We start from the raw sequence: 26,139 nt of genomic DNA, 5'->3' as shown, positions 1-26,139 counted from the left end.
CATGAAATTAAAAAAGCTTATTGCTTGCATTGCTACTTTTGGCTTGATTTCAATGATTGCAATTGTCAGTTTGGATTATTGGATTAGTTATAAAACTGCGCCTTATATTTACCATGATGAAAACAAACTCCCCTATCGAGCAATTGGTGTTGTACTTGGTACATCAAAATATGTTCGAGGTGGTGGTTTAAATGATTTTTATCGTAATCGCATTGATGGGGCAATTAATCTTTATTGGCAAAATAAAGTTGATTATCTATTATTAAGTGGCGATAACGCTCTTTTAAGTTACAACGAACCCATCACCATGAAAAAGGACTTAGTCAAAGCAGGCATTCCTAGTGACTCAATTGTTTTAGATTATGCAGGGTTCCGTACTTTTGATTCAGTTATTCGAGCCAATAAAGTTTTTGATGCAAATAATTTTACCATCATCACTCAAGAATTTCATTGTGAACGAGCCATTTTTATAGCCCTTGCACAAGGCATACAAGCACAATGTTTCGCCGTACCTTCTCCTAAAAGCATGAAGCTAGTTCGCATTCGTGAAATGTTTGCTCGTGTTGGTGCTTTTATTGATCTTTACGTTCTAAAAAAAGAACCGAAATACCTTGGCCCTGTAATTCCTATTCTTTCTACTGCTCAATAAATATTTTTAAGAAAGTTGCATTTAAGTATAAAAACAAAGCAAAAAAGTTGATAGTCTAAGAAATTAGATTGCATTTTTATGCAAAAAAAAGTAATATTTAATCAATTTTAGAGTCACAGAAAAATTGATAACTAACAATGAATATTGAATTAAACCATATTAACTGTTTTTATGGTAAACATCAGGCCTTAAATGATGTTTCTCTCTGCTATTCACTTGGTGAGACTATTGTATTACTTGGTCAGAGTGGTGCTGGAAAAAGCTCTTTATTAAAAGTTTTTAATTTACTTGAAATACCGACATCAGGACAGATGACTATCGCCAATTCACATTTTGATTTTTCTAAAAAAATCAGTGAATCAACAATTCGTCATCTTCGTAAAAATGTAGGAATGGTATTTCAAAATTACAATTTATGGCCACATTTGACTGTGCTAGAAAACTTGATCGAAGCGCCTTGCCAAGTATTAAAGCTATCTAAAAAAGAAGCTAGCGATAAAGCAATGGCTATTTTAAACAGATTACAAATTGATGATATGGCAAAGCGTTATCCTCTTCATCTTTCAGGCGGTCAACAGCAACGTGTCGCTATTGCTAGAGCATTAATGATGGAACCTCAAATATTATTATTTGATGAGCCAACAGCAGCATTAGATCCTGCGATCACATCACAAATTGCTGAAATTATTAATGAACTTTCTGAAACGGGAATTACACAAATTATTGTTACACATGAAGTCGATTTTGCTCGTAAAGTTGCTTCACAAGTCATTTATATGGAGCACGGTAAAATTATTGAGCAAGGACAACTGGAGTGTTTTGCTCATCCTCAAACTGAAGAGTTTAAAGCTTATTTGTCACATTAATTAATTAAAATAAAATTAGGTGGATATATGAAAAAAACGTTACTAGCCATTTTTCTTGCAGGAACAGCGTTTGTAGCTCAAGCAACAGACACTTTAACAATCGGCACAGAAGCAACTTATGCGCCTTTTGAATTTACTAATGAAAAAAATGAAATTATTGGCTTTGATATTGATGTGATTAATAAAATTTGTGATGAGATAAAAGTCTCATGCAAAATTGTCAATCAATCATTTGATGGCTTAATTCCTAGTTTAAAAACTCGTCGAATTGATGCAGCTATAGCTGGAATTGATATTACGCCAGAACGTCAAAAGCAAGTCGATTTTACCAAAATTTATTATGATGATAGCTCAATTCAATTCATTACATTAAAAGATACATTGACTGACCTTGAACAATTAAAAGGTAAAACTGTAGGTGTTCAAAAAGGGACAACTTATCCAAAATATCTAAATGAAAAATTCCCTGATATTAAACAAGTTAGTTACGATAGTTATCAATTTGCTTTTTTAGATTTAAAAGCAAAACGAATTGATGCAATCGTATCAAGTTCAATTGTCGCTGGTGAATGGCTAGGTAAAGATTCTAATATTGTACCATTAAGTGATAAAATCACTGATCATGAATTTTTTGGTGAAGGTTTAGGTATTGCAGTTCGTAAAGGCAATGATCAATTGCTAAATCAATTTAACCAAGCTCTGGATAAACTCAAAGCAAATGGTGAATTAGATGCTATTTATAAAAAATGGTTTAATAAATAATTATTAAACAGTAAAACTCGACTTCGTTATGATCTCGCCGCATGCTTTGCGGCGAGTTTATTTTTTAATTTAACAACGGTTTTTTTATGTCAGACTTTCTAACAAATGGAACAAACTGGATTCTATCTTTGATGGATGGATATATCTTGCCACTAATGCAAGCTACATTAATTACATTATCATTAGCTTTGGTATCGTTAGTTGTAGGAATGTTTTTTGCCTTTATTTTTACTCTATTAGAATCGGCTCCATTCAAACCAGTTGCATGGTTAATGTCTCTGTTTAATTTAACGATTCGAGCTTTACCTGAACTATTAATTGTCGTCGCCATTTATAATGGATTACCCTTATTGCTCATATTATTAAATGATGGATTTACAATTAATTTTTACTTCGCCTTATTCACAATACAACTCGATATTCAAAATTTTAATATTAATCCTTTTTTATGTGGTGTCGCTGCACTTTCACTATTATATGCAGTCTATGCGTCACAAACGCTTCGCGGTGCATTCAAGGCAATTCCCAACGGACAAAGACAAGCTGCCCAAGTACTTGGGCTTAGTAAATCACGCACATTCTTCCGTATTATAATGCCACAAATGTGGCGTCATGCCTTACCTGGATTAAGTAATCAGTGGTTAATTTTGTTAAAAGATACCGCACTGGTTTCGACCATCGCAATTAATGATTTAATGATGCAAACTAAAACCATTATTGCTCGAACAAACCAACCTTTTTTATGGTATATCATCGCAATGATTATTTATCTCATCATCTCTATTTTAAGCAAAAAAGTAATATCACGAATTGAAAAACGTTCAACTTATTTTGAACAACCAACATCAGCAAAAAGTTAATAAGGTCGTATTATGTCTGATAATTTTATTTATTACCTTAAAATCATACTACAAGGTCTACCTAATACTTTAAGCTTAGGTATTTTGGGAATTATATCGGCTGGATTACTGGCAATCGTCTTAGCATGTTTATTATCATTAAATTCAAATGTATTAACTAAAGTTATTCGTACTTATATTATTCTATTTACGGGTTCACCACTACTTGTCCAACTATTTTTAATTTATTACGGACCTTCGCAATTTAGTGATACGTTAAGTAAAATACCTGCCCTTTATGAACTTATTTCGTCATCTTGGTTTTGTGCATACTTAGCCTTAACACTCAATAGTGCAGCTTATACAACACAAATTTTTTATGGTGCACTAAAGTCTTTACCTCAAGGACAATGGCAAGCTTGTCAAGCGCTTGGTATGAATAAAAAACAAACATTAAAAGTTGTCGTGCCATATGCATTAAAGCGAGCTCTTTCAACTTATTCAAATGAAGTCGTTTTCGTGATTAAAGGCACGGCCTTAGTATCAATGATTCAAGTGATGGATATTATGGGGTATAGCAATCAATTAAATGGTGATTACTATGATTTTTCTATTTTTGTGGTTGCAGGGCTAATATACCTCTTGATAAATGGCTTACTGAGCACCATTATGAGAGTTATAGAGAAAAAAGCCCTCACATTCGAAAACTAATATGAACCAATTTGATTCAACATCCTTTTTGAAAACAGTCCCACATAAACCGGGAATTTATCAGATGTTTAATGATAAAGAGACGATTATTTATGTGGGCAAAGCCAAAGATCTCAATAATCGCTTAAAAAGCTATTTTAATAGCAGTAAAAAAACACTAAAAACAGATATGCTTGTTAGCCATATCCATCGTGTTGAATTTACAATTACCAATACTGAAACTGAAGCCCTACTACTTGAACAAACATACATCAAAAAACATCAGCCACGATATAATGTGCTTTTAAAGGATGATAAAAGCTATCCGTTTATAAAACTAAGCAAAGAAAGGCATCCTCAACTATCCCTTTATCGTGGGGCAATTAATCGTAAAAAAGATGAATTTTTTGGTCCTTACCCTAGTGGTTATGCAGTTAAACAGATATTAACACTATTGCAAAAAACATTTCCAATAAGACAGTGTTTAAATACAACCTATCGAAATCGAACTCGTCCCTGTCTGCAATATCAAATTAAACGTTGCTTAGGTCCTTGTGTGCCAGGTTTAGTCAGTGATGAAGACTATCTAGAGCAAGTTAACTATGTTAGGTTATTTTTATCCGGTCAATCAGACCAAATACTACAAAAAATAACCGAAGATATGCAAAAAGCCAGTAAAGAGCTCAATTTTGAAAAGGCTGCGGTTTTGCGTGATCAACTACAAGCAATAAAACATATTAATGAAAAGCAAGCTATATATAATAATAATGATAATCTTGATGTCATTGGTTTCCATTATGAATCAGGCTTGGCTTGTATATATGTCTTATTTATTCGAAATGGCCAAACCTTTGGACATCGCTCTTATTTTCCTAAAGTACCATCAAATACCGAACTAGAAGAAGTTATTGAAACCTTTTTGGGACAATTTTATTTGCAAGGCAATCAAAATAGAAATATCCCTAAAAAGATTTTACTTAATTTTTCGTTGTCTGATAAACAACCAATGGAAGAGACACTGTCACTTATTGCGGATCATCAAGTTAAACTGGTTGATGAACCCAAAGGTGATAATCTTAAATTACTCAATATAGCAACCGTGAATGCTCAAACTGGGGTTAAAAATAAACTACTAGCAAACTCAACAATTAAACAACGTTACGATGCATTGAAAACTTTTCTGGGGATTGACAAAATTAATCGAATGGAATGTTTTGATATTAGCCATTTTATGGGCAAAAATACCATTGCATCTTGTGTTGTTTTTGACGATAAGGGACCGGTTAAATCTGAGTTTCGACGCTACAATATTACCGGTATTATACCTGGTGATGATTATGCCGCAATGGAACAAGTTTTAACTCGCCGTTACAGTAAAAAAGAGCTACCAACTGAAAAAGTACCTGATATTATTTTTATTGATGGCGGTAAAGGACAACTTAATCAAGCTCTACAAGTATTTGAGCAATTGGATGTTAATTGGAACAAAAATCACCCTATTTTAATTGGTGTAGCTAAAGGCGCTGAGCGCAAAGAAGGATTAGAAACACTATTTTTTGAAGCTCATGGCACGGGATATTACCTTGATGACCATTCCCCTGCACTATTGCTCATTCAACAAATTAGAAATGCATCACATGATCATGCTATCGTAGGTCAGCGTAAAAAAGGGACAAAGCAACTTACTGACAGTGCATTAGAGCATATTGAAGGCATTGGTGCCAAAAGACGTCAAGCGCTACTCAAACATTTTGGCGGATTAAGAGAGTTAAAAAGTGCCAGTATTGACGAAATAGCTCAAGTCCAAGGTATATCAAAATCATTAGCTGAAAAAATTTATCTAAATTTACAACAATAACACATTGAAAAAATAACATATTTCAGGCAACATAACCATTAAGAAAAGACTGTTTTTTATCAATCTCTAATGCATTGATTAATAAAATAAAAAAAGAGTTTATGTCACATGAAAATTAATTTTCCAACAGCCTTAACACTATTTCGAGTTATTTTAATCCCTTTTTTTGTGTTGGCATTTTATTTGTTTCCCTATAAATGGTCTGGTTTTTTTTCTGCATTGATTTTTTTAATTGCTGCCGTGACTGATGTATTAGATGGTTATCTTGCCCGTCGCTTAGGTCAAACAACCAAATTTGGCGCATTTTTAGATCCAGTCGCCGACAAAATCATGGTAACAATTGCACTAGTTTTAATTACCCAATATTACCAAGCATGGTGGATCTCAATTCCAGCAATTATTATCGTTTCGCGCGAAATTATAGTATCGGCCTTACGTGAATGGATGGCTGAAATCGGCAAACGCAACAATGTAGCCGTTTCGTCAATTGGTAAAATCAAAACGATAGCACAAATGACAGCGATAACTTGGCTACTTTGGCGCCCTTGTGACATTGTTATTTACGCAGGTCTTGCAGCGTTGTTTATTGCAACAGTATTAACGCTATTATCAATGTTACAATATTTATGGATAGCACATAGCGATTTATTAGAAGAAGAATAACATTTGGTTAATATTTCCATCTTAACATCTTTTTATATGAGTAGTTTTGTTCAAAAAGTTCGTATAAACAAAATTACTCATCCCCTTTCAAATTAAAAATAACTTTATTGAAACCGTCAATCAGTCAAACATTGAACAATTAAACGATTAATTTAAAATTTTTATTGACTGAAATCATAAGATCAGTAAAATGCATTGCATTCAAAACGAATTACTTCCTAGTAATCAGTTTTGAGCCCGGGTGGTGAAATCGGTAGACACAAGGGATTTAAAATCCCTCGGCCTTTTTGGCCGTGCGAGTTCAAGTCTCGCCCCGGGCACCACTTCTTACCTATGCGGGAATAGCTCAGTTGGTAGAGCACGACCTTGCCAAGGTCGGGGTCGCGAGTTCGAACCTCGTTTCCCGCTCCAGTTTAACATCCGGTATAATCCGTCAAAGTCCGAAGTCATTAGCTTTTCAAGGATATAGTTAAAAAATTGTAAATAGAATGGGTTCTATAACTATTTGTATAAAAAACACCCAAAATCCTCTGAGATCTGCAGGTGTCAATATACAATACTTACAGCTAAGTAAATTGGAATTTAATTTAATAATTCTTCAGATTTTACAAGTGTTGCATAGCGATCCCCTAATAATGCCATTGAAGTTTTATGCAGTAAGTCAGCTTCTATTACATCATCAAAAAATGGGAGATTTCTTGTCGCACAGCAATCCGTAATAACAAAATTATCGAAACCGAGTTCAAAGGATTCAATCGTAGTAGCTGTAACACACATGTGGCTTGCAAAACCCATGATAACCAACTGCGTTTTGCCTGTAAGCTGTAACAATTCATACAGACTAGTTTTGTAGAATGAATTAGGAATAGTTTTTGTTATTATACTTTCCCCTTCCATAGGCTCAAGTTCATCTATAATTCTAATATCCCTACTAGTGCTATTAAATAAGCTAGAGCGGTCACTTCCGACATGCATTACGTGAAAAATGTTAACTTTTCTATTTCTAGCAAAATCGAGTACATTCTTAGCTTTCAAAACGGCCTCTTTCCCACGATCTTTTAAATCTAATTCTCTTTCAAAATATTGATTTTGCATATCAATAAGTAATAGATTAGAATTATCCCAATCAATTGATTTTTTGCCAACACCTGCTATCTGTAATAATGTTTTTATCATATTTTTATCCTCCAGTTTTAGTAATATTACTACATAAAAATTGGATGAGAACCATATAGATTGCATATAGCATATTCATAATTTAGGAGAGCTTTGTATGAATTGGGACGATCTACGATATTTGATTGCAATAGTCGACTATAAAACAGCATCGGCAGCAGCAAAAAAAATGGGCGTCAACTATGTTACTGTTTGTAGGAAAATAGAAAGATTAGAACATTCGTTAAAGCGAAAATTAATTTTTTTTAAGGATAATAAGTATTATCCGACTAATGAAGGAAAGGCTTTATATAAGAAAGCTATGGAAATCAACTTCTCGTTGATGGATATAGAGGAAGAATTAAGCGTAGGAAATCATTTGAAACAAACTATCACTGTATCATCTAGTGCCTTTATCGCTGAAAATATATTAATACCAGGTCTAACGCCAGTATTAAAAAAATATCCTCAGATGAAAATTAATTTCTTATTAAGTACAAGTATTGAGAGTATTCATAAAAGAGAATGCGATATAGCAATAAGGTATATTAACACTGATGCTGAATATGAAGGCGATTTATTACGTAATATTAATTACCACTTATGTTGCTCTAAACAATATATGGAAAATGATATCTTAAATAAAAAAAAGATAAAGACGTTACTCTATAATTTTGAGTTAAAAGATCTTCCAGAAAATGATTATTTAATCAGTAAATACGGCAGAAAAGCCATATTTATGGAAACAAATACGCAGAATTCGATTTATGTGGCCATCAAAAATAACCTTGGAGTTAGCTTACTTCCCGATTATTTAATCGATAATTCTCTACATATTTTAGAAAAAAATGTTTTACAAAAGAAAATCCTTATTTGTTACCTTAAAAGGGTAAGCAATATCACCGCTGGTAGTATTGTCATTGATGAAGTAAAAAAGATCTTTGCGGGAAATTAGCAATTTACATTAACTATGTATGTAAATTGCTATTGTTTAAGAAAACTATTATTTAAATCTTGAAGCAACATTGTTCATTATTATTGAAAATATGGTCAGCATCATGCCAATTATTTCAATATTGTTAAATGATACGCCTCTCGCTAACCCTATTAGAAATGCAGTGATAGGAACCAGGTTTATAAATAGGATCCCGTTTAAAGGACCTAAGGTTGTTATTCCTTTATTCCAAGCAAAAACTGCAAATACACCAGCAATAATAATCAAATAAAGCAATTCGTATTTGATTTCATTCAAAGTATCAATGTTCGGTAGACTAATTATATCAAATTTGTATGAAAAGATTGCAATAAACAGAATTGATAAAGCTCCCAAAAAGCACGATATGGCTGTGTATCTCAATGCAGAATAGTTGCTGACATAACTGGCTCCAATGGTATAGGTTACCCAACAAAATGCTCCTAAAAGAATAATTAAGCCCGCAAATAAGTTCGCATCGTATATACTAGATAAGCTTCCTTTGGTTATGACGAGAAATACTCCCGTAAATGCCAATATTATTGATATGAAGGTGGTTTTACGTGGTTTTTGTTTCTTAAGTATCCAAATCATGATTGCCGTTAGTAGGGGCATTAATGACATTATAATTGCACCGTGTTCAGCCTTTGTCATGGACAGACCAGCAAAAGCCAATATGCTGAATCCAGCGAAACCCAACGTTCCAAAAAGCCATAACTTCCCAAAATTTTTATCTGGAATTAATGATTTTGAACCTTCTTTAATAACCAAAATTCCGATGAAGATTAGTGAGGCAACTCCATATCTAATTAGTGTAATAGTTACTGCATCGGTATATTTCAGAGCATTTTTAGTAATTGGGAACATTGCCCCCCAAGAAACAGCAGTAAAAATTAGAAACAATATTCCAAGTATGAAGTTAGATATTGATCTATTAGGGTTGTTTAATAATTCCGATTGTTTTTTATTTTTTGTTTCTGGTTCTTGCTCATGTACAATATTTATAAGTTCATTGACTTTAATTTTTCCTGAGGGCGAATAAGGTATTGCTTTAACACATTTTACAAGAGATATATTTATTTTGTTTTTTCTGAGAATAGTATAAATATCATGTTCGATCCTATTAAACTCATTATTGGAATTAGCTTCACATTCATATGCACATATGAATGAACTAGACTTAGTATTATCTGTTATTATGGCGCAATCTACAACACCGTTTATTTTTTCAATTAAATTTTGAACCCCATATAGATCCCTTGTAGTGATGCCTTGTGTTCTATTAGATAAATATAGATAACCATCTTCATCGAGATACCCTGTTTCGGGCGTGACTAAAAATTCTTTTTCATTGTAAACTATAGATTGTTTTTCAGCATTCTTATAGTTATTCATATTCATATAACTAGATATAGCCACTCTGCCCTTTTTTTTATTTTCCAAAACATTATTATTTTTATCGAGAATAATTACTTCATTTCCATCGTAAGGACGACCTACACTTTCAGGATTTTTTATTAAGTCACGAGGTTCAGCTATGGTATTAACTCCTGTTTCTGTAGTGCCATAGTACTCATAAATGACTGCTCCCATGGTGTTTATTGCATCTATTTTAGCCTCAGATGTAAAATGCTTTCCACCAACTAATATAAATTTTAAATAATTATTTCTTATGTCTATCCTTTTATAATTTTTGACAATTCCTTTTAATATTGTAGGAGTCATAGCTGATGTTGTTATTTGCTCATTTAATATTATTAAAGTTGCGTCTTCCAGATTCGTTTGATCAGCTACAATTATAGTTGCACCTAGACTCATAAATAGCCTAGCCCAACCATTTCCCGCAGCGTGATATAAAGGCATGATCAAAAGATGCCTATCATGAGAATTGAACCCATACTTTAATGTAAAGTAAGTAAATCTTCTTAAATCGAATGATTTAGTCCTCACTGCTGCTTTTGGAGTTCCAGAGGTTCCAGATGTAAAGGATATACCATTGTATGGTCTCGAAAAATTTCTAATTTCAATTTCATTACTATGATCAATTATTAAATCATTATAATTTATAGCACCAGAAAATAAGCAATCTAGATCAACGAGTTTTCTTTCAGACGATAGGGCTGGTAGTTTTATATTATTCTCTAAACAGAAAAGAGAAGAAATAATAAGAATTGAGCATTCACATATTTCCAGCATGTCAAAAATATTTCCATTATGCTGAGTATAGTTTATTCCAATAAATGGTATTTTAAGTGTAGAAAATGTTGATGCCAAATAAATAAGTTCTTTCCTGTTTGGGGATAAAAAACAAACCGTTTTGATTTTTGTTACATCAATTTCATTGGTTATATTAGACAACAAGATTGTAACAATGTGTTCATATTCAGCCCAAGTAACTCTCACATTTTTATCAATGATCGCATAGCATTTTTCTCTTGAACTCTTGATTTCTCTTATTCTTTCTAAAGGGATCATATTACTTCCTTAATGTAGATTAATATATTTTTTTCATCCTGATGCTTTTTAATATTGTTTATGTCATTTTTAGATATTTTTTGTCCAGGAAATATAAAAGGGACTCCTGGTGGATACGGTATGACAAAATATTCACTCAGCTCATTTTCATTCAGTGAAAAATTACGTGACAAAGTATTTTTTTCTATCTGAGATAATGCTGAGATTAGAGTATCTAAACATTCTTCAGTTACACCAAAATGAAAATTTATCAAAATGTGTTTTTTTGTGTAACGGCTCAGATAAATGCCATATTTATCACAAAGAATTTCTCTCAATTCTTTACCTGTTAATAAATTACTCTTTATCCATACTTTATTTGGATCACTAAAATACAGTCCATTTTTAAAGAAGACGTCATCTATCTCAAAAATCTCAGTATTGTTTTTGATAAAATCTCTTAGTTTTTGTGATAAGTTAAATGCATTTATAGAGTGCCATTCACCATGATCTTTAGCATGTAATATCCCCAACTCGATACTCGCCAGTATCGGATAACTAGGAGAAGTTGTATGTAATTTAAAGTGAGAGTCTCTTATGTTTTTCAAAAATAATTCATCGCCATAGACATGTATTAATCCAGCTTGTCTAAGGCTAAAAAAAGATTTGTGTGCTGATTGAATTACGACGAAATTCACACCGAACTCTTCATTCAATTTTTTTGCAATATATGGGGCACTTTTGTGACGCATTTCTTTGTTAAAAAAGGTCCAACCTCCCCAAGCTTCATCAATAATTACATTTTTTATCCACTTATTATTATGAAAAACAGAATTAAGAAACGGCTCCATATCTAACATTAAACCTTCATAAGACTGACTATTAATTATTAATGTATCGTATTCATTTTGAATAATTTCATTTAAGTGATCAGAGCTTATTTCTGTTAAGAATCTTTCATTACAGATTGTTTCTTCATTTATATAGTCATGATATATGTTATAATTCTGTAAGCTAAAATGGATGCTTTGATGTACACTTTTTTGAACCAACACCCGGGATTTTTTGGATAGAGAGTTAATAGCTATTTGATTAGATATTGTTGAACCTGCTGTTGTAAAAAGAGTAGCATCACTATTGAATATTTGACTGGCCACTTCCATGCTTTTTTTAATCTGATTTGAGGGTAAAACTAAAGAATCAAAAAATGGTTGAGTAACGGTTTTTTCAAAAATGCATAAATTTTCCATTAATTTTTTATATTTACTATAATAGGCCTCTGATTTTATAGCTTCGATATTTTGAATTGGTAAAACATGAAATGACGACTCTATCATTTTGTCTAATTTCAATAAAGATTCATATATTCTCATTTTCTTCCATCATCATTGATTACATAAGAACTTCATTATTTTTAATTATGGAATATATCGCAATCAGAAATAATGAATAACCTTATTACATTTTTTACGCTATCAGCTTATGAAGACAATTAATTGTAATATTTTTATTCAAAATATCAGCCCTGAGTAATTTACGACTTATCAAATCTGATTTGAACGTGGTAATTTCTGAGGAGTATCACTTTTGTATTTATAATTTTTAAAACTTTCTGCCATAATATTTATCACAATACCTGCAAGTAAGGCACAAGATATCATGATCCATAATGACCCAATACTAAAAGCCTAGTAAATAAGTATGCAGCTCTGTAGCTATTATCTTCACCAATTTTAAAGAAAGATGAAAATGTAAGAACGCTAGAACAAATCAAAACACGAGCTCGATCAAGTAAGAGTGGTACTTGCAGGCTTTTTGTTTAAGTAGAAATGATTTTCGGCTATTTAAACTGTCTAAAATGTCTAACATAAAAATAACGAATACCAAATTTATTAAACAAACCACACCTGATGCACTTTCTTCATTCGAAAAAGACATGAAAAAAAGAGTCTTTAAAATAAAATTATTAATAGATAATTCCATTTTAAAACGTATTTTAGATTACTTCGATGCACAAGATCTTCATAAATTAAACGATAAACAATACATTGTGGATTTTAACTTTATTGACGATGATTATAGTTATGGTATTTTGATGAGTTTTGGGCATCAATGTATTTGTTTAGAACCTGAGTATGTTCGTAAAGAAATGATTGAAAGAACGAAAAAGCTAATTAACTCTTATAAAAAAAAACGACAATTTATTTATTTCAAATTATTATCTTAAATAATTTGCTATGTTCTTAGTGCTATCAATAGTACTTAAAGTGTTCATTTATGATTTTACTAATAAAATCAGTTGATAACATTGGTGTTTTATACAATCATCCCCCACTATTACAAAAAAACCAATAAAATCAATACCTTTTCTGACCGATTTTTTATAAGAAATAAGGCAGGGTTTTGTTATAACAATAGGATGTGTTTGTTCTGTGGTTGCATTGGCAATTAAAGAAAAGTCGCTTGCAAGCAGCGTATAATGGGTAATAAAAATGCCCTCATTTAAAACTAAACGAGGGCATTAATACTTATCCTTTATTTATTAAGCAACACCAGGAATGGTGAAATCCATAATAAGTAATAAAGTTGGTAAAATAAAGATAGATAGAACTGTTGATGCAAAGAAAATGCTTGATGCCTGTTCTTGCTCAACATTCCAATTGTAAGCCAAAATCACCGCTGTTGATGCTGTCGGCATGGCTAATAGGAAGACCATCTCTTCAGCTTCCATACCTGTAAGACCAAATAAGTACACTGAAATAAGCGCAACAATTGGCGTAATGAAGCTTTTTAAAACCACATTAATCATCAATGGTTTAGATAATTTTAATTTAACACCATGAATACCAACACCGACCGCAATAAGCGAAATGAAGTTACACGCATTAGACATAATATCAAAAGTGTTAAATACAAAATGCGGTAGCCATTTGGTGCCATCGGTAACGCTAACAATTAGCCCTAAAATCACGGCTAAAAACATCGGTTTCATGAGCGAATTTTTTACCGCACTAAAGATCATATTACCGGTGACTTTACCGCCAGATAATTTAGTATCACAGAGTTCTAATAAAAAGATTGTCATTGGGATCAATGATAATGCGACAACAAAATTAGCAATCGCGACCGAAATGGTAGAAGCTGCCCCAAGCATCAACGTTAAAAAAGGCACCCCCATTCCGCCCATATTGGGAAAGCAGCAAAGCATTGCATTCATTGCTGTTGATTTTAACTCTTTATGTAAAATGTATTTATTGGTTAAAAAGCAAATTATCCATAAAAATGACATAGTGCAGAAAAAGGCAATCATCCAAATACCATTGAATATTTGTGATGGTTTGGCATGAGACGTATGCACAAAAAGCAATGCAGGAAAAACAAAGTTCGATACAAGTCCTGATAATAATTTTTTAGAATCTTTTGAAAAAATTCCTTGTTGTACACATAACCAACCAAGAAAAATTAACAAAAAGACCGGAAGACAAGAACTAACAACTTGCCCAACTGCTGACCAGATTAAATTCATTTTTTAAAACTCCTAAAATAATATTACTTAAAATACAAATTCGGTAATGGGTCGGTAACTTCAGATTAGAGATTATATTTATAGACCTAGCTAAAATAAGGGTTACAAAATTGAATATTTTTTATTACATGCAAAACAGCATTTTTCTTTGTTGTAAATTGATATTATTAAACGCTATTTCACACTTAGTATGCTTAATAAAAGATATTATTAATATAGGAACCTTTTGTTATATTTCAATGAAAATATAGTAACTTGAAAGCATTATACTGATTCTTATAGACCTTGTGTCAATCAAGGTCTCCCTGCTGTCTTAAAAAAACAAAAAAACACGAAAATTTGGCTCGATATTTACTAAAAATAGCAATTTATTTCTTTAAAAAACAACAAATAAGTAAAAACAAAAAACAAATGTTAAAGTATGGTAAAAATTAATATTGCACTAAAATTCCCTAAACAACAGTTTTCATCATGCTTTATTTGCTATAAAAACCACTAAAATTACAGTTAATTGCCTGATTTAATTTGTTTATATCAAATTACTGCTATAAAGATATTTTGCTGATATTTATATAATGAAGATAGAAAGAGAAAACAATATATAAAAATTTGTTTATTAATAATCAATTAATGATTAACATAATGTAAATCATTTACGCCATATTGTAAAATGCGTAATGCAATTTAGACTAATTTTATCTTAAAAAAAACTTCTTTATCTTTTTATTTTATCAAAATCACCTTTTTGTCTGATAGTGATTAAAAGCTGTTATTCAATAATTAGAATAGAGTTTCTTTTTTCATTATAAACGGGAACATTGCTCCCCCATTTCTTCTTATATGAATGATCAACAGATTTATCGCAATAGACAGTAACAACATATTTGTCCCTTTTATTGTTTAATGCAATTTTATTTCATCTAGCTTTTAAAGAAACACCATATAGTGGAACAACGACTTTATAAGTCGGTTCTAAGGCATGCTAATTGCTTTGCTTTATTATTTATATAAGTCAATCCTTGGCGACTATCATTACCATAATCTTGCTCAACATAGGTCGCATTAGCATGGACAAGCGATGTTATGATCCCATATTCACAATTGAACTACGAAACCGTCTTAAAGCAATTAAAAAGAACACGGTACCAATTGCCAATAACCATGCGAACGAAGTCCAAACCACACTTAATCCTGCACCTCGATACAATATTGCCTGCCCTAATTCAACAAAATGCGTTGTTGGAGCAAACATCATAATATTTTGCACAATTTCTGGCATACTTTCGCGCGGAGTACTCCCTCCAGATAGCATTTGTAGTGGTAATAAAATTAAAATAAGTAACATTGCGAATTGCGCAGTGGATTTAGCTACTGTTGCCATAAAAACACCAAGTGACGTTGTCACAAAAAGATGTAGCGCTGCACCAATCAAAAATAAAGCTACCGAACCTGCAATTGGTACATTTAACCAACTATGAACAACAAGTAACAACGCTACCCAAGTTGATATTAATACCACAAGCCCCATTGACCATACTTTGGATATCATAATTTCCAAAGGGGTAACAGGCATGGCAAGAAGATGGTCAATCGTACCATGTTCGCGCTCTTTCATTAAGGCAGCACCCGTTAATATAATAGATAATGTTGTCACAATATTGATAATTTCCATGACCGAACCAAACCAAGATCGCGTTAAATTAGGGTTAAAAGCAGTATGCACTTGTATATTAACAGGCAAATTTGTTACCTTACTGTAACGGTTGACATATTCAGTCACTTCACCAGTAATAATTTGCGTTATGTAACCATTTCCGACAAACGCTTGCCCCATTCTGGTTGCATCAATATTGAGTTGAATTTCTGGACTTTGATTATTTAGCACATCACGCTGAAAATTAGGCGGAATATTTAAAGCAAACGTATAATTATCCGTATCCATACCACGATCGACATCATCCATTGAATATAATTTAACAGGAGTATTAAACATTGGCGGATAAAAGGCTGTAATAATTTGCCTTGATAAGGGGGAGTTATCTTCGTCAACAACCGCAATCGAGGCATGATGTAACGAGTCAGAAGTGGCCGTTGCAGCAATATAAATATCAAAGGTAAAGCAATAGGCAATTAATAGCAACATGATAGGATCACGCAATAACCCCCATAATTCTTTAATTCCTAAGCGATAAATATTAATTAAACTTTGCATAATATCTATCCTTCTTGCTTTTTAAGAAGAAAAATACTGGCACCCAACACAATAGGGATTGTGACCAATAAAGTAAATATTGAATTATGCAGATCGATAAAACCAAGCGCTTTATTAAACACACCACGAGCAATAATTAGCATATGCGTTGTTGGATAAACCTCGCCAATATAACGGCCACCGCCTTCTAGAGATGCGACAGGGTTGAGCAATCCTGAAAATTGAATTGCTGGTAACATTGTCCCTACGCAAGTTAAAAAGATAACAGCAATTTGGCTACGGGTGACAGTCGAAGCCAACAAGCCAAAACCAGTTGAAATAATACAGTAAGCAAATGCAGCTAGGCACAAAGTAAACAAGCTTCCTTTTACAGGCACACCAAAAATGGTGATTGCCATAAATAACAATAATAAAAAGCTAAACATAGAAATAATGATATAAGGCACTTGTTTGCCTAGCAAAAATTCAGCTTTAGTTACTGGTGTTACATATAAATTGATAATCGAACCCATCTCTTTTTCACGTACGACCGATAAAGCTGCCAGCATTGATGGAATCATTAATAATAAAATAGGTATTACCGCCGGTACCATGGAAGGTAAGCTTTTGATATCAGGATTATAGCGGTATCTTGTTTCTATATTTGCCAAGCTAGTTGAGGATTTTCCTGTTACTTCTTTTACTTTTTCACTTAACCAAGCAAGATGCATGCCTTGCACATAGCCTTTGATTGTTTCGGCACGTAGTGGCATTGCCCCATCAATCCAAATGGCAATATCAACGGGATCGCCTCGTTGTATGTCACGACCAAAATTTGGTGGAATTTCAATCGCTAAAGCAATGTCATTACTGCGTAACCGCGCATCCATATCGTTATAATCAGTGATAGGTGCCCTTTCAATAAAATAACGTTTAGAGCCCGACAAATTTAGAGTATAATTTTGGCTGATTACACTTTGATCGCGATCAAGCACAGCAAAACGCAGATCTTCAACATCCATCGTAATGCCATATCCCATAACCAACATTAAAATTGCTGAGCCTAATAACGCTAATAATGCTCGCAAAGGATCGCGAGATAATTCAAGAGTCTCACGCCATAGACAACCTATCATACGGGTAAGGCTAAATCCTTGAAGGTGATGGTTTGGTAATGTTTTTGTTGCTTGATTGAGTATTTCTTTTGGTGGTTCAACAGAATGTTCTTCTGCATTACTATCATCAGCCCCTGCATCAACAAGATAGTTAATAAAAGCCTCTTCTAGTGTTTTAGCATTTTTGGAGCTGATAATGTTATCTGGCGTATCGCTTGCTAATACTTTACCCGCATGCATTAATGAAATTCTATCGCATCTTGCGGCCTCATTCATAAAGTGAGTTGTGATAAACACCGTTACTTTATCTTTTCTAGAAAGTTCGATAATTAAACGCCAAAAATCATCACGAGCAATGGGGTCAACACCTGATGTTGGTTCATCAAGGATAAGAATTTGCGGATTATGCACAACGGCAACTGACAATGAAAGCCGTTGCTTTACCCCTAAAGGTAAACTATCGGGCAGATTTTCTGCGTCTTGTTCTAAACCAAAACGTTTCAGTAATTCTTCAACACGAGAGGAAATTTTACTTTCTTCAATACCAAACAGACGCGCATGTAGAACTAGATTTTGTTTGACCGTTAACTCACTATATAAAGAAAATGCTTGAGACATATATCCTAAATGACGCCTAACATTAATATCACTGGCATCAACCGGCTTACCAAATAACCACGCCTCACCTGATGAAATCGGTAATAAACCCGTTAACATTTTCATGGTGGTTGATTTACCACAGCCATTTGAGCCTAAAAAGCCAAATATTTCACCTTGTTTAATTGAAAAATTAACATGATCAACTGCAATAAAATTACCGAATTGTTTCGTTAAACCTTTTGCTTCTATAGCTATTTGCAAATCTTTATTAAGATCTAAAGGTGGAATTTCGACAGTTTGATAACCTTGTCTAGCGCTTTCTGGCATGAGCTGAATAAATGCATCATCTAAATTATCTTTTGCTGTCTTAGCTAGTAAGGATTTTGGTGTGCCAGTTTCAAGAATTTTACCGCCATACATCGCAACTAACCAATCAAAGTTTTGGGCTTCATCCATATAGGCGGTTGCCACAATCACACTCATTTGCGGTCTTTGTTTACGAATTTTGTTAATTAACTGCCAAAATTGGGCTCTGGAAAGTGGATCGACCCCCGTTGTGGGTTCATCAAGAATTAACAAGTCCGGATCATGAATTAACGCCGAACATAAGCTAACCTTTTGCTTCATACCACCAGATAGTCGCCCTGCTGGTCTTGATAAAAATGGATATAATCCAGTACTACGCGTTAATTCATCAATACGGCGACGACGCTCAGCCGCATCATTACCAAACAAACGAGCAAAAAATTGCAAATTTTCTTCAACCGATAAAGTCGGATAAAGGTTTTTGCCCAATCCTTGTGGCATATAGGCAATACGTGTACAAACATTTTTACGGTGCGACTTATCTTTCATATCACCATCTAAAACATACACTAAGCCTTCTTGAATAACATGCGCACCAGCGATCAGCGATAATAAACTCGATTTACCCACGCCATCAGGCCCAATAAAACCCACCATGCATCGCGGTGGAATGGCTAAATTAATATTATTGAGCGCACAATTTTTTTTGTAATGCAGTGTGACATTGCTTACTTTTACCACTGCATCATCAATGGATTTAGCTTCGTTTAATAAAACCAAATTCTTATTGTCTGAATCTGACATTTGCTATCTCCAATTATTCGGTTGGACATTTTGCAATATCAGATAAACCAGCAGGCCATGGCGTTTTAGGGTCAAGTTTAACCCAAGCCACACCTGGTAAACCAGTTTTAACTTGAGTAATATAGCATTTTAATAATTCAGGGCTTAATTGTGCTTTAACTCTAAACATCAATTTTTGACGTTCATCTTTTGTTTCAACGGTTTTTGGCGTAAATTGGGCAACGCTTGAAACAAACGAAATTTTAGCTGAAATCGCTTTATCTGGTAACGCGTCTAAAATAAGCCTGACTTCATCACCAATAGCCACCTTACCCGCAACAGTTTCAGGTAAAAAGAAAGTTAAATAAACATCATATAAATTAACTAAATTTAGTACTTTACCACCCGATGGTACAACTTCACCTAACTGAGCAATGCGATATTGAATACGACCATCAACAGGAGCTATTAAAGTGCTATCATCAATATCAGCTTGAATTTGTCTTATATTAGCGCTAGCAACATTAATAGCGGCTTTAGCACTATCAACACCGGCCTTAGCAACAGCAATAGCAGCATCTGCCGCTGTAACTTGAGATTTTGCTGAATCTAACGCTGCTTTAGCACTATTAAATTTAGCGGTATCATCATCAAATTGTTGGATGGACAATGCACCTTTCTGATAAAGCGCAGTAGTTCTATTTAAATGTTTAGATGCAATATCTAAGTCACTTTCACGTTGACTTACACCGGCTTGAGCGGCGACTTTATCGCTCATTTTTAATTCAACTTGTGATTGAGCACTAGCCTCATTACTGATTGCTTGCCCATATTGCGCTTGTGCTTCGTTTAATTGTGCCTGTAAAGTGTCAGTCTGCATAACGACTAGTTGTTGGCCAGCTTTAACAAAATCGCCTTCATCAACATTAATTTTTTCAATTCTACCAGCTAATTTAGCTGAAATATTAATTTCGGTTGCTTCAATGCGTCCATTACCACTGGCAAAATTCGAACCATATCCATCTGTCTTCAATTGTTGCCATAAAATAAAAATAATTGCAACAATGACAACTGCAATAACAATCCACTTCCTGCTTATATTTTTCATATAATACCTTATTTTTTAAAACGATTTATAGAAAATCTTAACGAAATAACAAATCGTTAAAGGTTATTTGGCTATATTGATTAGATAGTATCAAATGTTTATGGCAAATAAAATCTGTTCATAAAACAATCGCAATAAAAGCTAAAAAAGGATAGTTTTATATTTTATTAATAGATCTGGAATTAGTAACATCACTACGTGACACAATAATGGTGATATACCTGTTGCTAATTGATAAGCTACTTATAATAACAGACTTATCATTTTATATTTTCAAATAATTTATTAACAATATGGTGATGTAATCAACAAATTTAGTAATCAATTTAAGTCATAATCAGCTAACTATGAATTAGTTAATGTACATATTGAATACTATCAAAACATAAAACATTAATTGAAAGCACATGGTTAGTTGTATGCAAAAAATAATGTAAATGGTATGCTTATAACATTATTAAAAGTATATCTTTGATTTGTCATTTAAAGGTGAATTTATGACACTACCATCTTTTTTAACACTATATAATGAATTAATTTCAACACCAACAATTAGTAACGTTACTAACGAGCAATTAGATTATTCTAACAAACCACTTATCGATAAGTTAGCAAGTTGGTTCGAAGATTTAGGTTTTGTTATTGATATCCAACCCGTTCCAAATACTCGTCATAAATATAATATGTTAGCTACTTATTCAAACAGCGAAAATAAAACACAAGGCGGGTTATTGTTAAGTGGACACAGTGACACTGTTCCGTTTGACGATGGGCTGTGGACTAGAGATCCTTTTAAACTAACCGAAGAAAATAATAAGCTGTATGGGCTTGGTACCGCTGATATGAAAGGATTTTTTGCCTTTATTTTAGATACTCTGCGTGATATTGATCTTAAAAAGTTAACTAAACCCATTTATATCCTTGCTACTGCCGATGAAGAAACATCAATGGCTGGTGCGGCATTTTTTGCCAAGAATACCAAACTACAACCTGACTGCACTATCATTGGTGAACCAACATCGTTAATCCCAATTCGCGCACATAAAGGGTTTATCTCTAATTCTATTAAAGTGATTGGTAAATCAGGACATTCAAGCGATCCCGATAAAGGCATTAACGCTATCGAAGTGATGAATTTAGTCATTGAACGCTTGTTAGTGCTAAAACAGAAATTTAAAGAACAATACCATAATGACGGGTTCAGCGTACCTTACCCTACCCTAAATTTAGGTGTTATTCATGGTGGCGATGCGGCCAACCGTATTTGTGGTTGTTGTGAGCTTGTGATTGATATTCGTGTGTTGCCCGATAACAATGTTGATTCACTTTATCATGCACTTTGCGAAGCACTACAACCCGTTATGGATAAATACCCAAATCGAATTGAGATACAGTATGAGGTTGCGCCAATTCCGGGGTATGAATGTAAAAAAGATCATCCAGCATTACAGCATATTGAAAAATTAGTTGGTCATAGTGCCGAAACGGTTAACTATAGCACCGAAGCACCATACTTAAATCAAATCTCGCCGACAATTGTATTAGGACCTGGCTCAATCGAACAAGCACATCAACCGGATGAGTTTATTTCAATGGACTTTTTAAAACCAACCAAAGTAACTATAGAAAGGCTAATTAAGGATTTTTGTCTTTAATCAATTATCTCAATTCGCCGATAATTTCGGCGAAGTTTAATAAAAGAAATTTGATTAATTAAACGTGAAAGGTTGCAAAATCGGTAGCAATTTCAGTATTAACAAAGACACTTTTTGCTTCATCAACTAACTTTTTATTATCATTCAAACTGTATCTGGGGCTTATATGGGTCATAATAAGTCTTTTTGCATTAGCTTGTTTGGCAATAGTTGCAGCATGAACTGTGGTAGAATGACCTCTCTCAATCGCCTTTTCGGCTAAAGCATGTTCTTGTGTAGCTTCATGAACAAGTAAATCAACGTCATTAGCAAGATCAACTGAAGTTTGGCAAGGGGTAGTGTCGCCTAATATCGCTATTTTTTTACCTTTCCTAATTTTATTTTGATAATTATTACCATGAATGATTCGACCATCCGCTAAGGTTACTGTTTTACCATTTTTTAGATCATTATAAAAAGAACCAATCTGAATATTATCTTGTTCTAATTTATCGATATTAAGCGTTGCAGGCAGATCTTTTTCAATAATACGATAACCAAAACATGGTACACGGTGTTGTAATAATTTTGCTTCAACTTGAAACTTATTATCTTCAAAAACGATGCCGTCTTCTTCAAGTTCAATGATATTAAGGGAGTAGGTTAACCAAGAAGAGCTGATATCAATAATCGTTTCGATAAGTTGTTTAATTCCTTTAGGAGCAATCAATGTTAAAGGTGATTGATTTTGCATCAAAGAACGAGACGTTAAAACTCCCGGTAGTCCAAATACATGATCACCATGTAAATGCGTTAAAAAAATGATCTCAAGTTTAGCAAGGCTAAATTTGGCTTTTTGCATTTGCATTTGTGTTGTCTCACCACAATCAAAAAGCCATAACTTACCCCTCTCTTGTCTAAGATCAAGCACCATACTACTTACATTGCGCTCTGCTGTTGGGGAACCAGCACTTGTCCCTAAAAAAGTTAAATTCATAAAGATTTAAACATTTTTACGCTCAATAGTTTGCTCACCCCAGAACAACTTATCGGCTTTGGTTTTAGAAAACGCAAGTTTCAATACTTCATCATTACCTTCCGACCAAATTTGTTCGGCAAGTTTTTCATCATGGTTAGCTAGCTCAAAAATCGCCTCTGCAATTTCAATCGAGGTTTCACGAACTGAAGCCCAAGATTTAATATCATGTATTTCTTTTTTATCGATGTTCATTTTGCTACTCCTTTGAGTTGAATTAGAGGTAAAATAAACCTATTTCCTGCAAAACACAATAGGCCAAATACATATGATAACAATTATTTCACCAGCGAAAACTTTGGATTACCAATCATCATTATTAACCCAAACTTACACACTTCCTCAATTTATTAACTCAACTAAAACACTCATTCAAGATTGTCAAAAATTAAGTGTTGAAAATTTGTCTAAATTAATGTCTATTAGTGAAAAATTAGCAGAACTCAATTATGAGCGATTCAAAAATTGGCATAGTGATTTTAATCTTGAAAATGCAAGACAAGCTATACTTGCTTTTAAAGGTGATGTTTACGAAGGATTACATGTTGAAGATTTTACTGATAAAGATCTAAAGTTTGCACAATCTCATTTAAGAATATTATCAGGTCTTTATGGTATTTTAAGACCACTTGACCTAATTCAACCTTACCGGTTAGAAATGGGTATCCGCTTAAAAAATGGCGATAACACTAATCTTTATCAATTTTGGGGCGATAAATTAACTCAACACCTTAATAGCGAACTAGCCAAATCATCACATCGCACATTAATCAATTTAGCCTCAAACGAATATTTCAAAGCGATCAAACCAAAAAAATTAAACGCAACTATTATTCAGCCCATCTTTTTAGATCAAAACAAAGATACCTATAAAGTTATCAGTTTTTATGCTAAAAAAGCACGTGGACTGATGAGCCGATATATTATAAAAAATTGCATTGAAAAAAGTGAAGATATTAAAAGTTTTAATCTAGAGGGCTATCAATTTGATTCAAAACGCTCAACTGACTTAGAATGGTACTTCATACGCAATCATCAATAAAGTAATAACGATGGAATTTCTGACTACATTATGGGCGCAGTTTTTATCTACCCTGCCCCTTTTTATGTTAATTTTATTAGGTTTTCTAGCAGTTAAACTAGGTCGTTGGCAAAAAACAGTCACCGATAGCTTAACCAAATTTACCTTTTATATTGCATTTCCCATCATGTTATTTCAGATCATGAGCCATTTTTCTGAACATTCACAAATTGATATAAAACTGTTATTCGTCTTTTTTGGTGGATCATTTATCGTCTTTGCGATTGGCTGCTTAATTGCATCTAAACTATTTAAGTTAAATGGTTCAGAAAGTACAATGTTTGCTATGGGTAGCATCTACACCAATACCGTGTTTGTTGGTATTCCTATTATCAAAATGTTATTAGGCGATAGTGCTATCCCTATTGTTGCCATTATTGTTATCTTTAATGCGTTAATTTTATGGACCCTTGCAACGGTTTCTATTGAATTTGTGCAAATGGGAAAATTTTCAACTAAAGGGATTGTTAAAGCCTTTAAAAATGTATCAAAAAATCCCATTATTATTGGAATTTTTACAGGTATTGTAGTAAATTTTATTGGTTTACCGTTACCTAACTTTATCGATAAATCAACAAAAATGGTTAGTGAGATGACAGCACCTCTTTCATTAATTGTTTTAGGAATGGGGCTGGCTGAATATAAAATTCGAGATAAACTTTTAATTACAACAGCTATCTGCACATTAAAATTGACTGTGTTACCTATTGTTACTTATATTGTAGGTAAGCTCATCGGACTACCAACTTTAGAATTGCAAGTAGTGGTATTACTCAGTTCGGTTTCAATCGCAATAAATTGTTATATGATGGCAAGGCAGTTTGAAGTATTGCAAGGCCCTATTGCTTCTAGTTTGCTAATATCAACGACGCTGTCTTCTATCACAACGCCATTGATTTTATCTATTATGTTGCAGTTACCTTTTGCTTAATCTTGATTGAGTATCATTTAATACGTTTAAATTTATTATGTAAAATTAAGGCAAAAATAATAACAGTACTACCAATTAAAAATCGCCCCCAATCAATGGATTGATGCCAAATCACTACATTCACTAAAATTCCTGTTGGGATAACTACATTATTCATAATAGCCAAAGTGCCCGAATCCACTTTGGTTGCACCATAATTCCATAAAAAGTAACACACACCAGAAGCCACTATTCCAAGCCAAATAATAATTCCCCATTGCAAATTAGTTGTTGGTAATTTTGATGCATCACCAAACAGCAGCCAGCCAAAGCTGGCAACAATCACTGCTCCAAAATAAACCCAAGCAAAAGCTTGATGTTGGGGCATTGGATAAACCTCCATAATCCTTTTATACCCTACTTGACCTAATGCAAAAACAATATTGGCGCCCTGAATTAATAAAAAACCGATAATAAAATTGGCACTAATATGATCATAACGAATAATGGCTGCACCAACTACTGCAATAATTGCCATTAAAAGATAGCTAAGCCTTAAAGGATGTTGTTGCAATAGATCATAAATAACCGTGACATAGATTGGTGTAAAAATAGTGAATAATAAAACTTCAGGCACCAAAATATATTGAAAAGAATTATAATAAAAAAAGTACATAATCCCTAATTGACATGCCCCTACTCCCATTAAAAGCAACATCTGCTTAAAACGAATATTTTTAAAACGTAAAAATGGAATAAAAGTTATAAAGGCAAATAGCACTCGCATTACAACAGCAAACCAAGAATCGACTTGTCCACTTAAATAAACCGCAATAAAACTAAATGAGAATGACCAAATAATTGTCACAAAAATAAGATAAAGCATAATTGATGAATATAAAAAATAACTAGATACAGATCGTATCAATTGGCTTAACAC

The 26,139-nt window shown here is 33.2% G+C and carries 22 protein-coding genes and 2 tRNA genes; 14 read left to right on the top strand and 10 right to left on the bottom strand.

The genetic code is table 11. The annotated features are described in order from the left end of the window. The first annotated feature begins 1 nt into the window (after window position 1). The 9 genes from ACYH9I_RS01025 (at window position 2) to ACYH9I_RS00985 (ending at window position 6,738) form a co-directional block, all read left to right on the top strand. Entirely contained in the window at window positions 2-649 is a 648-nt protein-coding gene (locus tag ACYH9I_RS01025) for an ElyC/SanA/YdcF family protein (protein WP_483558214.1), read from the top strand. A 137-nt stretch (window positions 650-786) separates the two neighbouring features. Then, a complete protein-coding gene (artP, locus tag ACYH9I_RS01020) occupies window positions 787-1,515 on the top strand; it encodes an arginine ABC transporter ATP-binding protein ArtP (RefSeq protein ID WP_483558213.1) in 729 nt (242 codons plus the stop codon). A gap of 27 nt (window positions 1,516-1,542) precedes the next feature. Continuing rightward, complete coding sequence (locus tag ACYH9I_RS01015; protein ID WP_483558211.1) at window positions 1,543-2,277, top strand: transporter substrate-binding domain-containing protein; 735 nt, start codon at window positions 1,543-1,545, stop codon at window positions 2,275-2,277. 131 nt (window positions 2,278-2,408) lie between these two features. Further along, a complete protein-coding gene (gene artQ / locus ACYH9I_RS01010) occupies window positions 2,409-3,137 on the top strand; it encodes an arginine ABC transporter permease ArtQ (RefSeq protein WP_483558414.1) in 729 nt (242 codons plus the stop codon). A 12-nt stretch (window positions 3,138-3,149) separates the two neighbouring features. After that, window positions 3,150-3,827 (top strand): arginine ABC transporter permease ArtM, encoded by a 678-nt coding sequence (artM, locus tag ACYH9I_RS01005; protein WP_483558209.1) that lies wholly within the window; start codon window positions 3,150-3,152, stop codon window positions 3,825-3,827. Between the two features lies 1 nt (window position 3,828). Further along, entirely contained in the window at window positions 3,829-5,664 is a 1,836-nt protein-coding gene (gene uvrC, locus ACYH9I_RS01000) for an excinuclease ABC subunit UvrC (RefSeq protein WP_483558207.1), read from the top strand. Window positions 5,665-5,772: 108 nt separating this feature from the next. Continuing rightward, entirely contained in the window at window positions 5,773-6,327 is a 555-nt protein-coding gene (gene pgsA / locus ACYH9I_RS00995; RefSeq protein ID WP_483558206.1) for a CDP-diacylglycerol--glycerol-3-phosphate 3-phosphatidyltransferase, read from the top strand. 235 nt (window positions 6,328-6,562) lie between these two features. Beyond that, a tRNA-Leu gene (locus ACYH9I_RS00990) sits at window positions 6,563-6,650 on the top strand. Between the two features lie 12 nt (window positions 6,651-6,662). Continuing rightward, window positions 6,663-6,738 (top strand) — tRNA-Gly (locus tag ACYH9I_RS00985). 171 nt (window positions 6,739-6,909) lie between these two features. Here the strand turns inward: ACYH9I_RS00985 and ACYH9I_RS00980 are convergent. Beyond that, a complete protein-coding gene (locus ACYH9I_RS00980; RefSeq protein ID WP_483558204.1) occupies window positions 6,910-7,503 on the bottom strand; it encodes an isochorismatase family protein in 594 nt (197 codons plus the stop codon). A 97-nt stretch (window positions 7,504-7,600) separates the two neighbouring features. On the opposite strand from ACYH9I_RS00980, the gene ACYH9I_RS00975 reads away from it, so the two are divergent. After that, window positions 7,601-8,437, top strand: a complete 837-nt coding sequence (locus ACYH9I_RS00975; RefSeq protein ID WP_483558202.1) for a LysR family transcriptional regulator — start codon at window positions 7,601-7,603, stop codon at window positions 8,435-8,437. A 48-nt stretch (window positions 8,438-8,485) separates the two neighbouring features. On the opposite strand, the gene ACYH9I_RS00970 is transcribed toward ACYH9I_RS00975, so the two are convergent. Both ACYH9I_RS00970 and ACYH9I_RS00965 read right to left on the bottom strand, forming a co-directional pair. Beyond that, window positions 8,486-10,930, bottom strand: a complete 2,445-nt coding sequence (locus ACYH9I_RS00970) for an AMP-binding protein (protein WP_483558200.1) — start codon at window positions 10,928-10,930, stop codon at window positions 8,486-8,488. Continuing rightward, window positions 10,927-12,282: an aminotransferase class I/II-fold pyridoxal phosphate-dependent enzyme gene (locus tag ACYH9I_RS00965; RefSeq protein WP_483558199.1), complete on the bottom strand. Its 1,356-nt coding sequence runs from the start codon at window positions 12,280-12,282 to the stop codon at window positions 10,927-10,929. The genes ACYH9I_RS00970 and ACYH9I_RS00965 overlap by 4 nt, the downstream gene beginning before the upstream one ends. A 431-nt stretch (window positions 12,283-12,713) precedes the next feature. Here ACYH9I_RS00965 and ACYH9I_RS00960 point away from each other — a divergent pair, with 431 nt between their 5' ends. Continuing rightward, window positions 12,714-13,136, top strand: a complete 423-nt coding sequence (locus ACYH9I_RS00960; RefSeq protein ID WP_483558197.1) for a helix-turn-helix transcriptional regulator — start codon at window positions 12,714-12,716, stop codon at window positions 13,134-13,136. Between the two features lie 315 nt (window positions 13,137-13,451). Here the strand turns inward: ACYH9I_RS00960 and ACYH9I_RS00955 are convergent, their stop codons facing one another. The 4 genes from ACYH9I_RS00955 to ACYH9I_RS00940 form a co-directional block, all read right to left on the bottom strand. After that, the gene (locus ACYH9I_RS00955) at window positions 13,452-14,435 is read right to left on the bottom strand and encodes an AEC family transporter (RefSeq protein ID WP_483558196.1); all 984 of its coding nucleotides are present in this window, start codon (window positions 14,433-14,435) and stop codon (window positions 13,452-13,454) included. 1,081 nt (window positions 14,436-15,516) lie between these two features. Then, entirely contained in the window at window positions 15,517-16,647 is a 1,131-nt protein-coding gene (locus ACYH9I_RS00950; RefSeq protein WP_483558194.1) for an ABC transporter permease, read from the bottom strand. A gap of 5 nt (window positions 16,648-16,652) precedes the next feature. Continuing rightward, window positions 16,653-19,451: a ribosome-associated ATPase/putative transporter RbbA gene (rbbA, locus tag ACYH9I_RS00945; protein ID WP_483558193.1), complete on the bottom strand. Its 2,799-nt coding sequence runs from the start codon at window positions 19,449-19,451 to the stop codon at window positions 16,653-16,655. Between the two features lie 13 nt (window positions 19,452-19,464). Next, window positions 19,465-20,538, bottom strand: coding sequence for an HlyD family secretion protein (locus ACYH9I_RS00940; RefSeq protein WP_483558191.1), 1,074 nt, complete (start codon window positions 20,536-20,538; stop codon window positions 19,465-19,467). 497 nt (window positions 20,539-21,035) lie between these two features. Here ACYH9I_RS00940 and argE point away from each other — a divergent pair, with 497 nt between their 5' ends. Further along, a complete protein-coding gene (argE, locus tag ACYH9I_RS00935) occupies window positions 21,036-22,193 on the top strand; it encodes an acetylornithine deacetylase (RefSeq protein WP_483558189.1) in 1,158 nt (385 codons plus the stop codon). Between the two features lie 58 nt (window positions 22,194-22,251). Here argE and rnz read toward each other — a convergent pair whose 3' ends face one another. Beyond that, window positions 22,252-23,169: a ribonuclease Z gene (gene rnz / locus ACYH9I_RS00930; protein ID WP_483558188.1), complete on the bottom strand. Its 918-nt coding sequence runs from the start codon at window positions 23,167-23,169 to the stop codon at window positions 22,252-22,254. Between the two features lie 6 nt (window positions 23,170-23,175). Further along, complete coding sequence (locus ACYH9I_RS00925) at window positions 23,176-23,403, bottom strand: YccJ family protein (RefSeq protein ID WP_174797431.1); 228 nt, start codon at window positions 23,401-23,403, stop codon at window positions 23,176-23,178. A 73-nt stretch (window positions 23,404-23,476) separates the two neighbouring features. Here ACYH9I_RS00925 and yaaA point away from each other — a divergent pair, with 73 nt between their 5' ends. Together yaaA and ACYH9I_RS00915 are read left to right on the top strand one after the other, a co-directional pair. Continuing rightward, window positions 23,477-24,250 (top strand): peroxide stress protein YaaA, encoded by a 774-nt coding sequence (gene yaaA, locus ACYH9I_RS00920; RefSeq protein ID WP_483558186.1) that lies wholly within the window; start codon window positions 23,477-23,479, stop codon window positions 24,248-24,250. Between the two features lie 10 nt (window positions 24,251-24,260). Beyond that, a complete protein-coding gene (locus ACYH9I_RS00915; RefSeq protein ID WP_483558184.1) occupies window positions 24,261-25,220 on the top strand; it encodes an AEC family transporter in 960 nt (319 codons plus the stop codon). Window positions 25,221-25,233: 13 nt separating this feature from the next. Here ACYH9I_RS00915 and ACYH9I_RS00910 read toward each other — a convergent pair whose 3' ends face one another. Continuing rightward, a complete protein-coding gene (locus ACYH9I_RS00910) occupies window positions 25,234-26,127 on the bottom strand; it encodes a carboxylate/amino acid/amine transporter (protein ID WP_218055899.1) in 894 nt (297 codons plus the stop codon). Between the last annotated feature and the right edge of the window lie 12 nt (window positions 26,128-26,139).

The sequence above is a fragment of the Gilliamella sp. X-23 genome (assembly GCF_057063545.1).
This window is presented reverse-complemented; position numbering and strand designations above follow the sequence as displayed.

Bases quoted from the DNA above. Each gene is read 5' to 3' on its own strand.
- ACYH9I_RS01025 (WP_483558214.1), top strand. From the start codon at position 2: ATGAAATTAAAAAAGCTTATTGCTTGCATTGCTACTTTTGGCTTGATT.
- artP (WP_483558213.1), top strand. From the start codon at position 787: ATGAATATTGAATTAAACCATATTAACTGTTTTTATGGTAAACATCAG.
- ACYH9I_RS01015 (WP_483558211.1), top strand. From the start codon at position 1,543: ATGAAAAAAACGTTACTAGCCATTTTTCTTGCAGGAACAGCGTTTGTA.
- artQ (WP_483558414.1), top strand. From the start codon at position 2,409: ATGGATGGATATATCTTGCCACTAATGCAAGCTACATTAATTACATTA.
- artM (WP_483558209.1), top strand. From the start codon at position 3,150: ATGTCTGATAATTTTATTTATTACCTTAAAATCATACTACAAGGTCTA.
- uvrC (WP_483558207.1), top strand. From the start codon at position 3,829: ATGAACCAATTTGATTCAACATCCTTTTTGAAAACAGTCCCACATAAA.
- pgsA (WP_483558206.1), top strand. From the start codon at position 5,773: ATGAAAATTAATTTTCCAACAGCCTTAACACTATTTCGAGTTATTTTA.
- ACYH9I_RS00980 (WP_483558204.1), bottom strand. From the start codon at position 7,503: ATGATAAAAACATTATTACAGATAGCAGGTGTTGGCAAAAAATCAATT.
- ACYH9I_RS00975 (WP_483558202.1), top strand. From the start codon at position 7,601: ATGAATTGGGACGATCTACGATATTTGATTGCAATAGTCGACTATAAA.
- ACYH9I_RS00970 (WP_483558200.1), bottom strand. From the start codon at position 10,930: ATGATCCCTTTAGAAAGAATAAGAGAAATCAAGAGTTCAAGAGAAAAA.
- ACYH9I_RS00965 (WP_483558199.1), bottom strand. From the start codon at position 12,282: ATGAGAATATATGAATCTTTATTGAAATTAGACAAAATGATAGAGTCG.
- ACYH9I_RS00955 (WP_483558196.1), bottom strand. From the start codon at position 14,435: ATGAATTTAATCTGGTCAGCAGTTGGGCAAGTTGTTAGTTCTTGTCTT.
- ACYH9I_RS00950 (WP_483558194.1), bottom strand. From the start codon at position 16,647: ATGCAAAGTTTAATTAATATTTATCGCTTAGGAATTAAAGAATTATGG.
- rbbA (WP_483558193.1), bottom strand. From the start codon at position 19,451: ATGTCAGATTCAGACAATAAGAATTTGGTTTTATTAAACGAAGCTAAA.
- ACYH9I_RS00940 (WP_483558191.1), bottom strand. From the start codon at position 20,538: ATGAAAAATATAAGCAGGAAGTGGATTGTTATTGCAGTTGTCATTGTT.
- argE (WP_483558189.1), top strand. From the start codon at position 21,036: ATGACACTACCATCTTTTTTAACACTATATAATGAATTAATTTCAACA.
- rnz (WP_483558188.1), bottom strand. From the start codon at position 23,169: ATGAATTTAACTTTTTTAGGGACAAGTGCTGGTTCCCCAACAGCAGAG.
- ACYH9I_RS00925 (WP_174797431.1), bottom strand. From the start codon at position 23,403: ATGAACATCGATAAAAAAGAAATACATGATATTAAATCTTGGGCTTCA.
- yaaA (WP_483558186.1), top strand. From the start codon at position 23,477: ATGATAACAATTATTTCACCAGCGAAAACTTTGGATTACCAATCATCA.
- ACYH9I_RS00915 (WP_483558184.1), top strand. From the start codon at position 24,261: ATGGAATTTCTGACTACATTATGGGCGCAGTTTTTATCTACCCTGCCC.